At 65.8% G+C, this 8,920-nt stretch carries 10 protein-coding genes; 7 read left to right on the top strand and 3 right to left on the bottom strand.

What is annotated here, in order from left to right:
• The 3 genes from AC1DSN_RS13875 to gloA2 form a co-directional block, all read left to right on the top strand.
• The coding region (locus AC1DSN_RS13875) for a BRCT domain-containing protein (RefSeq protein WP_477331186.1) at positions 1–212 on the top strand (212 nt) is incomplete at its 5' end.
• Entirely contained in the window at positions 209–1,159 is a 951-nt protein-coding gene (epmA, locus tag AC1DSN_RS13870) for an EF-P lysine aminoacylase EpmA (RefSeq protein ID WP_477331184.1), read from the top strand. The genes AC1DSN_RS13875 and epmA, both read left to right, overlap by 4 nt.
• A 2-nt stretch (positions 1,160–1,161) precedes the next feature.
• Entirely contained in the window at positions 1,162–1,545 is a 384-nt protein-coding gene (gene gloA2 / locus AC1DSN_RS13865) for an SMU1112c/YaeR family gloxylase I-like metalloprotein (protein WP_477331182.1), read from the top strand.
• A gap of 51 nt (positions 1,546–1,596) precedes the next feature.
• On the opposite strand, the gene AC1DSN_RS13860 is transcribed toward gloA2, so the two are convergent.
• Together AC1DSN_RS13860 and sbcB are read right to left on the bottom strand one after the other, a co-directional pair.
• Positions 1,597–2,283, bottom strand: a complete 687-nt coding sequence (locus tag AC1DSN_RS13860) for a DUF2461 domain-containing protein (protein WP_477331180.1) — start codon at positions 2,281–2,283, stop codon at positions 1,597–1,599.
• An 8-nt stretch (positions 2,284–2,291) separates the two neighbouring features.
• Positions 2,292–3,722, bottom strand: coding sequence for an exodeoxyribonuclease I (gene sbcB / locus AC1DSN_RS13855; protein WP_213946925.1), 1,431 nt, complete (start codon positions 3,720–3,722; stop codon positions 2,292–2,294).
• 50 nt (positions 3,723–3,772) lie between these two features.
• On the opposite strand from sbcB, the gene orn reads away from it, so the two are divergent.
• The 4 genes from orn to AC1DSN_RS13835 all read left to right on the top strand — a co-directional run bounded on the left by orn (position 3,773) and on the right by AC1DSN_RS13835 (position 7,849).
• On the top strand, positions 3,773–4,339 hold the full coding sequence (gene orn, locus AC1DSN_RS13850; protein ID WP_477297712.1) for an oligoribonuclease: 567 nt from the start codon (positions 3,773–3,775) through the stop codon (positions 4,337–4,339).
• Positions 4,340–4,342: 3 nt separating this feature from the next.
• Positions 4,343–5,245, top strand: a complete 903-nt coding sequence (gene folP, locus AC1DSN_RS13845; protein ID WP_477297710.1) for a dihydropteroate synthase — start codon at positions 4,343–4,345, stop codon at positions 5,243–5,245.
• A 245-nt stretch (positions 5,246–5,490) separates the two neighbouring features.
• The gene (glmM, locus tag AC1DSN_RS13840; RefSeq protein WP_477331178.1) at positions 5,491–6,894 is read left to right on the top strand and encodes a phosphoglucosamine mutase; all 1,404 of its coding nucleotides are present in this window, start codon (positions 5,491–5,493) and stop codon (positions 6,892–6,894) included.
• Between the two features lie 19 nt (positions 6,895–6,913).
• Positions 6,914–7,849 carry an isopenicillin N synthase family dioxygenase gene (locus AC1DSN_RS13835; RefSeq protein ID WP_477331176.1) on the top strand — a complete coding sequence of 312 codons (936 nt, stop codon included), beginning with the start codon at positions 6,914–6,916 and terminating at the stop codon, positions 7,847–7,849.
• Between the two features lie 319 nt (positions 7,850–8,168).
• Here the strand turns inward: AC1DSN_RS13835 and AC1DSN_RS13830 are convergent.
• On the bottom strand, positions 8,169–8,920 hold a 752-nt coding region (locus tag AC1DSN_RS13830), incomplete at its 5' end, for a DMT family transporter (RefSeq protein ID WP_477331174.1).

Raw genomic sequence — 8,920 nt, 5'->3', positions numbered from 1 at the left:
GTACGATGGAGACGCTCAAACGTGACGACGCGACCGAGCGGCTCGAGTCGCTCGGCGCGAAGGTGGCGGGCTCGGTGTCGAAGAAGACCACCGGCGTTTTTGCCGGCGAAGCGGCAGGCTCGAAGCTGGACAAAGCCAATGAGCTCGGCGTGCCGGTGTATACGGAAGCGGACCTGCTGGCCCTGCTGACCGAACACGGTGTGGCGCCATGACCGACATGAATCAGCTGCGTCTGCGCGCGCAGACGTATGCCACGATCCGCGGTTTTTTCAGCGAGCGCGGCGTGCTCGAGGTGGAGACGCCGATGCTCTCCGCCGCGGGCAATACCGACCCGAACATCCAGAGCTTCCACACGAACTTCAGTGGTCACGTGGATGCCGGTGCGCGCGAGCGCTGGTTGCGTACCTCGCCGGAGTTTCCCCTGAAACGGTTGCTCGCCGCAGGCGTGGGCGACTGCTATGAGTTGGGGCGTGTGTTTCGCAACGGCGAAGCGGGGGGGCGACACAATCCCGAATTCACCATGCTGGAGTGGTACCGCGTGGGCTGGGACCATAACCGGCTGGCGCGCGAGGTGATCGACCTGCTCGAACGGCTGCTGCTGGGCGCGGGGCGCACGTTCGAGATTGTCGAAACGACGTACCGTGGGTTGTTTCACGATGCGCTGGGCGTGGATGCCTTGCTGGATCCGGTCGAGGTGCTGAAGAAACCGCTCGCCGACGCAAACATCAGCAGCGAAGGCCTGGAACGCGACGACTGGCTGGACCTGTTGCTCACGCACCGCATCCAGCCGGAATTTCCGCGCGATCGGGTCACTATCGTTTCGGAGTTTCCGGCCAGTCAGTGCGCGCTTGCGCGCATTCGAAAGAGCGACCCGCCGGTGGCTGAGCGTTTCGAGGCGTATGTGGGGCGTTATGAAGTGGCCAACGGGTACCACGAGCTGAATGACGCGGCCGAGCAGCGCGCGCGGTTCGAAGGCGACAACGCTAAACGACGTCAGCGTGGGGATGCGGAAGTGCCGATGGACGAGCGTTTGCTGGCGGTACTTGGCGATATGCCGGCGTGTGCGGGGGTGGCGCTGGGCATCGAGCGGTTGTTGATGGTGCTGGCGGATACCGATGCAATTGCCGATGTGTTGACGTTTCCGTTTTCGGAAGCGTGAACATGCTCGAATCCATCCACCACGTCGCGATCATCTGCGCCGACTACCCGCGCTCGAAGGCCTTCTACACCGAAACCCTCGGCCTCAAGGTCATCCACGAGGTCTACCGCGAAGCGCGCGATTCCTGGAAGCTCGATCTCGAAGTCAGCCCGGGCGTCCAGCTGGAACTGTTCTCCTTCCCGTCGCCGCCAAGGYGGCCATCACGGCCGGAGGCGCTAGGGCTACGTCACCTCGCGTTCGTCGTGAGCGATATCGACGCGGTGGTGGCGACGTTGGGCCAGCGTGGGGTCTCGTGCGAGCCGATTCGGGTAGACGAGTTCACCGGGAAGCGGTTTACGTTCTTCGCCGATCCGGATGATTTGCCGATTGAGTTGTACGAGCGCTGAGGCCGCTCTTTGTAGGAGCCGATTCATCGGCGATCGGGTGCTTGCGGATGTTTAGAACTCGAGTTCCTGCGCCGCGCAGAGGTAGTCGACCATCGGCGCCAGTCGCTTGAACGTGTCGACGACGAAGGGCAGCAACTCCGACGAACACGCCAGGGCTTCATCGAAATTCTGCCCGGCGGCGAAATTCTTCCGCTTCAGGTCGTCGATCAACTCATGGTTCGGATCGAACCCGCGCGGCGGGCGCGTCAGGCTTTCGCCCCAGAACTCGAAGCGCTCGCGAAAGGCCTTTCCATGCGTTGCCCGCTTCCACGAATCCGGGTTATCGGCGAGGAAGTCGCGTAGCTTCTTCAGCACCGGCGGTTCCGGATGCCACATGCCGCCGCCAGCGAAGCACTCGTCCGGCTGGATGTGCAGGTAGAAGCCCGGTGCCTGGATTTCATGGCGGCGCTCATGGAAAAAGCGCGAACCCTGCCAGCCCTTGTACGGTTGCTTGTCGTTGGCGAAGCGCGTGTCGCGATGGATGCGGTAGAGCGAACCACCCACCTTGCGTGTATCGGCACGGTAGTGCGGGCTGATCTTCTTCAGCGGGGCGTCGAGGTCGCCGATCAACGCAAGGAACGGCTCACGCACATGTTTCTCGTAGTCGTCCTTGTGCTCGTGGAACCATTCGCGGTTGTTGTGGCGCATCAGCGATTTGAAGAAGCGGAACGTCGCGGGCGTGAAGTAGGTCTTGGCCATGGGTCGGGTCAGTTCGGTGCGAGTTCGAGGCCCCACGCTTCCAGCTCGTCGAGCAGGGGCAGCGGCGAGCCGGGCAGGGCGCGCAAGGCGGTGAGTTCGGCGTTGTAGTCGTCGAGGGTGAGCGTGGTCAGGGCACTGCGCCGGGTGAGGCGATCCACGCGGAAGGCTTCCCAGCGGGCCTGCTCGTCGGCACTCAGCGTGTCCGGCCAGTTGCGCGCGCGGTAACGGAACAGCAGTTCCGGGTAACGCGGATCGCGGAAATTGAACGGGCGCGTGCCGAGCTGCTCGGGTGGCGTGGCGCGAACGTCGCCCAGCAGGCGGCGATCGGCGTCAGGCAGGAAGGCACCGTAGAGGGCGAGTTCGGGATCCTCGGCGGGTGGCAGTGACGCCGCCTGGCCGTAGATCCGGCGCAACTTCTCGGCCAGGCCTTCGGCGTTGCGCAACATGTCGAGGTGGCGCTCCACGGCGGCCATGTCGAGCCCGAGACGGCCGTGATCGGCGCCCTTCAGCACGGACAGCGGCGCAAGCGCCGGCGCCTGGTTCGCGCGCACGGTACGCAGGGCCACCCGCTCCACGCCCTCGGGCAGGTCGGCGCGCGAGGTGAAGACGCGGTCGGCCACGTCGCCGTCGTCGAGCGTGAGGAGGTCGGAGGGATCGGCACTGAGGTCGTAGACGATCACTTCGCCGGCGCGTGACGGATGCGCGGCCAGCGGTGCGATGACCGTGAGGCAGTGGCGGCTCGCCGGGTAGCGCGAGGATACGTGAACGACCGGCGTCATCGCCGCCACGTCGAGCAGCTCGAAGACGCGTTGCTTGCGGCGCAGGGCGAAGTACCAGTCCCACAGTTTCGGCTGATGCTGGCGGATAAGGCGGGCGAGGGCTATCAGCGCTTCCACGTCGGAGAGGGCGTCGTGTGCGCGGTCCTGCTTCAGGCCGTTGGCGGTGGCCAGGTGTTCCAGCTTGAAGCTGGGGCTACCGTCTTCACGCGTCGGCCAGACGATGCCTTCGGGGCGCAGGGCCTCGCACAGGCGCACCAGGTCGATCAGGTCCCAGCGTGAATTGCCGTTTTCCCACTCCCGCCCGTACGGGTCGTAGAAGTTCCGGTACAGGAGGTGGCGGGTGAATTCATCGTCGAAGCGCAGCGAGTTGTAGCCCACGGTGCAGGTGCCCGGCACGGCCAGCTGTTCGTGGATCGCCGCGGCGAACTCGGCCTCGCGCATGCCCTCGCGCTCGGTCAGCTGCGGCGCGATGCCGGTGATCAGGCACGCCGCCGGCTGCGGGGGCATGTCCCGGGGCGGCTTGCAGTAGATCATCAGGGGCTCGCCGACGACGTTCAGGTCCGCATCGGTGCGGATGCCGGCGAACTGGCTGGGGCGGTCCCGGCGGGGATCGGCGCCGAAGGTTTCGTAGTCGTGCCAGAAGAAGGTCGGTTCGGCCATCGGGGAATGATCGCATACGCTAGACTGCGCGGTACTTCCAAGGAGAACCCATGACGCCCGCACACGAGGACAACCTCATCTGGATCGACCTGGAGATGACGGGTCTGGACACGGACAACGACTCCATCCTGGAGATCGCCACGATCGTGACGGACAAGGATCTGAACGTGCTGGCCGAAGGCCCGGTCTTCGCCATCTCGCACAGCGATGCCCGCCTGCAGAAGATGGACGCCTGGAACCGTAACCAGCACCAGCGCTCGGGCCTGTGGGGCCGCGCGGTGGAAACGGATGCCACGCCCGAACAGGCCGAGGAGGCCACCATCACCTTCCTCAAGAAATGGGTCCTGCCCGGCAAGTCGCCCATGTGCGGCAATTCCATCTGCCAGGACCGCCGCTTCCTGCACCGCGAGATGCAGAAGCTGGAGCGTTTCTTCCACTACCGGAACCTCGACGTGTCCACGCTGAAGGAGCTTTCGCGTCGCTGGTCGCCGGAGATCGCACGGGGCTTCAACAAGGACTCCGCGCACACGGCACTCTCGGACATCCGCGATTCGATCGACGAGCTCCGTTATTACCGTCGATTCATGGGCCCGATGGCGGGCACCCAGCAGGGCTGACGCATGAACGACCCCTTCGCCACCGTACTGGACTGCAACGGCCGTGCCCTGGTCCTGGACCGGCCGCGTGTGGTCGGCATCGTCAACGTCACGCCGGATTCCTTCTCCGACGGCGGCCGGTACGACAGCCTGGACGCCGCTTACGCGCATGCGCTGAAGCTGGTGGAAGAGGGCGCAGACATGCTCGACATCGGCGGCGAGTCGACCCGCCCCGGTGCGGACGACGTCTCCGTCGAAGACGAGATTCGTCGCGTGCTGCCGCTGATCGAGCGCCTCGCCGCGGCGACGACCGTGCCGCTGTCCATCGATACCTCCAAGCCCGAGGTGATGCGCGCTGCGGTCGGCGCGGGCGCCGGCATGATCAACGATGTCTACGCGCTGCGCCGCGAAGGCGCGCTGGACACCGCTGCCGAGCTGCGCGTGCCGGTCTGCCTAGTGCACATGCAGGGTGAGCCGCGCGCCATGCAGGACGCGCCGGACTATGACGACGTGGTCGGCGAGGTCCACCGCTTTCTCACCGATCGGCTGTTCTCCTGCGAGCTGGCCGGCATCGACCGCAAGCGCGTCCTGGTCGACCCCGGCTTCGGATTCGGCAAGAACCTCGAGCACAACCTGGCCCTGCTGAGAGCGACGGCCCGGTTCGCCGAGCTCGGCGCGGGCGCCTATGTGGGTGTCTCCCGCAAGTCCATGATCGGCGCCATGACCGGCCGCACCGATCCGGCCGCTCGCGTCCACGGCTCCGTGGCYGCCGCCCTGATCGCTGTCCAGCGCGGCGCCGTGCTGGTCCGCGTCCACGACGTGGGCTCCACAGTCGACGCCCTCGCCGTCTGGGCCGCCGTAAAAGCCGGCGACACCGCGCCCCGCATCGACAAGCCTTCCATGCCCCGCTGGCCCGACGACGAGTAAACCAGCACGGCGCTGCAGCCTTTTCCCCTCTGTGGGAGCCGCTTCAGCGGCGAAAACCAGGTTGCCGTGGCCCCATCGCCGGCATAGCCGGCTCCCACACAAAGCCCGGTTCCCAAACAAAGCCCGGCTCCCAGACAAAGCTCCAGCATCCTCGGCCAGTCCCACAAAAGTGCTACAGGCCTTTGGAATATCTGGTTAAAGCTCCTGTCGGAGTATGCTTCTCCGTCCCCGGCAGGATGATCAGCATGAGCGAGCGCAAATACTTCGGCACCGACGGCATCCGCGGCCACGTCGGCACCTATCCCATCAGCGCGGACTTCATTCTCCGCCTCGGCCGGGCCCTTGGAGCCGTCCTCGCGCGCCGCCGCGCCGCCGACGGCAGGGGCCCGAACGCCGGTCCCGACCGCCGCGACCATGGCCGCAAGGTCACCGTGGTGATCGGCAAGGACACACGCGTTTCCGGCTACATGTTCGAGTCGGCGCTCGAAGCCGGCCTGGTCGCCTCCGGTGCGGATGTGCGCCTGCTCGGCCCGATGCCCACCCCGGCTGTGGCCTTCCTCACCCGTTCCCTGCGTGCCGACGCGGGCATCGTGATCAGCGCCTCACACAACCCGCACCAGGACAACGGCATCAAGTTCTTCTCCGGCCAGGGCGAAAAGCTCGACGACGCGCTGGAAGCCGAGATCGAGGCCGAGATCGAGGCCGAATTCGTCACCGTCGCCTCCGAGGCGCTGGGCAAGGCCAGCCGCATCGAGGATGCGGTGACCCGCTACGCCGAGTTCTGCAAATCCACGGTGGCGGACGAGTTCAGCCTCAATGGCCTGAGCGTGGTGCTCGACTGCGCCCATGGCGCCACCTACCAGGTGGCCCCGAAAGTCTTTCGTGAGCTGGGCGCCGACGTATCCACCATCGGTGCCGAGCCGAATGGCCTCAACATCAACCACGGCGTCGGGTCCACGGAACCGGCCGCCCTGGCGAAAGCCGTGGTGGAGCGGGGCGCGGACCTCGGCATCGCCTTCGACGGCGACGGCGACCGCGTGCGCATCGTCGACCGCGACGGCACGGTAACCGACGGCGACGACATGCTCTACGTCATCGCCCGCCACTGGAAGCGCCGTGGCAACCTGCCGGGGCCCGTGGTGGGCACGCTCATGAGCAACTACGGCCTGCAGCGCGCCCTGAAGCAGATGGACATCCCCTTCGTCCGGGCCAACGTGGGCGACCGCTACGTGCTGCAGCAGCTGAAGGAACATGGCGGCGTGCTGGGTGGCGAGACGTCCGGCCACGTGCTCTGCCTGGACCGTTTCACCACCGGTGACGGCATCGTGGCGGCGCTGGCGCTGCTCGAAGCCCTGGCCGACGACAACGAGACCTTCGCCGACGCCCGCGCCGGCCTGGTCAAGCTGCCGCAGACCATGCTCAACGTCCGTGTGGAGGGCGCCAAGGCGGCCCTGGGCAGCGATTCGGTCAAGCAGGTGCTCGCCGAGGTCGAAGCCGTTCTGGAAGGCCGCGGACGCGTGGTGCTGCGCGCCTCGGGCACCGAGCCGCTGGTCCGCGTGACGATCGAAGCCGCCGATGCCGCCGAAGTGGAACGGCTGGCGGCGCGACTGGCGGACGCCGTAAAATCGGCGGCTCAGGCGACCGCCTGACGCCTCCACCGGACTTCGCATGAAAAAGGTTCCCACCCTCGATATCCGCCGCTACGACACCGACCGCGAGGCCTTCGTGGCAGAGCTGGGCGCGGCCTATCGTGAATTCGGTTTCTGCTGCATCAGCGGCCACGGCATTCCTGTCGAGGCTGTCGACGGCGCCTACGACGCGTTCAAGCGCTTCTTCGCCCTGCAGGACGACACCAAGCGCAAGTACCACATCCCCGGCGGTGGCGGCGCGCGGGGCTATACGCCCTTCAAGGTCGAGACAGCAAAGGACAGCAAGTTCGCGGATCTGAAGGAGTTCTGGCACATCGGCCGCGAGATCCCGCGCGACTCGAAGTTCGCCGCCGTCATGCCGCCCAACGTCTGGCCGACCGAAGTGCCGGATTTCGAAGATAAGGGCTACGGCATCTATGAAGCGCTGGACCAGCTCGGCGCGCGCGTGCTGCGCGCCCTGGCCCTGCACATCGAGCTGCCGGAAACCTTCTTCGACKACAAGATCGATTCGGGCAATTCCATCCTGCGCCCGATCCACTACCCGCCGATCGTCCAGGAGGATGTGCCCAACGTGCGCGCCGGCGCCCATGAGGACATCAACTTCATCACGTTGCTGGTCGGCGCGAGCGCCGAAGGCCTCGAAGTGCTCACGCGTGAAGGCGACTGGTTGCCCATCACCACCGAAGGCGACGCCATCGTGGTCAACATCGGCGACATGCTCCAGCGCCTGACCAACCACGTGTACCCGTCCACGACGCACCGCGTGATCAATCCGCAGAACGCCAACGCGCGCAAGCCACGGTATTCGGTGCCGTTTTTCCTGCACCCCAACCCGGATGTCGTTCTCGACGTGTTGCCGTCCTGTGTCACGCCCGACAACCCGAAGCGCTACCCGGAGCCGATCACGGCCCACGAGTACCTGCTCGAGCGTCTGCGCGAGATCAAACTGATCTGACGAACCCTTAGCGGGTTTTTTACCGGGAGGGTCCACCATGGACCCTCCCGGTTCCGTTTCCGGAGCACCCCCGTGAAGACATCCAGCCCGCAACTGCGAGCCAAGCGTTCGTCACCCTCGAATTCACGAAAGAAAGGCACGACAAGGTCGGCGGCAGAACGTGTGCGTCGGCAGCGCACGGTTTCCTCTCGCGGCGGCCGCCGCTAATCGCCAGCCCCATGTGGGAGCCGATTCATCGGCGATGCCGCGGCAGCGGCTAAAAGGCATCGCCGATGAATCGGCTCCTACCGAGCAGGGTGCTGCAGGGTGCGGGTTCTTCTTATGGCGCGACCAGATCGGACGGGGCAGCGGCCTCGCCTCGATGCAACAACGGATGCGCAAACACCGCACCGATAATCACCGCCACGCCAAGATAAAACGTCCAGCCCAGTTCCCGCTGCTCGCCCAGCAGCGGAATCGCCAGCACGATCGCGTAAACCGGCTCGAGGTTCGTCACCATCTGCGTTGCAAACGCCGTCAGATGACGCAGCGCTGCCAGCGCGAGAGCGAACGGCAGCAACGTGCATCCGTAAGCCAGTACCACCATCAGTAACGCATCGTGCAGGYTCGGCAGGACGAAGGCCGGCGTAGCCATGAATGGTGCCAACACGGTAAGGAACAACGTCCCCGTACCTAGCTCGATGCAGGTCACCGTGAGTGCATCCGCCCGATCGATCAGTCGCTTGTTAAACGCGCTGAAAAAAGCGACGAACAGCGCGGAAAGCACACCGATCGCCAGGCCTAGCCGCATCTCACCCGGCAAGCCACCCGCCACGAGGACGACGCCCGGCACGATGGCAGCACCGATCAGCAACTCGCGTGGATCGAAGCGACGACCGGCTACCCAGGGTTCGACAACGGCGAGGAACACCGGGCACAAGGCGATGCATGTCGCCGCGACGGACGCGTTGGCGAGCTTGATCGCGCCGTAGAACGTGAGCCAGTGCAGGGCGACGATCACGCCGATGCCCGCGTAGGAAAGCAGAAGCTTCGGCGACAACGCACGCAACCCGCGCCACACACGGGGCACAC

The organism is Luteibacter sp. P4_D7_3 (assembly GCF_056401735.1).
This window is presented reverse-complemented; position numbering and strand designations above follow the sequence as displayed.

What these genes read in the sequence shown, in the direction of transcription:
- epmA (WP_477331184.1), top strand. Translation starts at nt 209, where the DNA reads ATGACCGACATGAATCAGCTGCGTCTGCGCGCGCAGACGTATGCCACG.
- sbcB (WP_213946925.1), bottom strand. Translation starts at nt 3,722, where the DNA reads ATGGCCGAACCGACCTTCTTCTGGCACGACTACGAAACCTTCGGCGCC.
- orn (WP_477297712.1), top strand. Translation starts at nt 3,773, where the DNA reads ATGACGCCCGCACACGAGGACAACCTCATCTGGATCGACCTGGAGATG.
- glmM (WP_477331178.1), top strand. Translation starts at nt 5,491, where the DNA reads ATGAGCGAGCGCAAATACTTCGGCACCGACGGCATCCGCGGCCACGTC.
- AC1DSN_RS13860 (WP_477331180.1), bottom strand. Translation starts at nt 2,283, where the DNA reads ATGGCCAAGACCTACTTCACGCCCGCGACGTTCCGCTTCTTCAAATCG.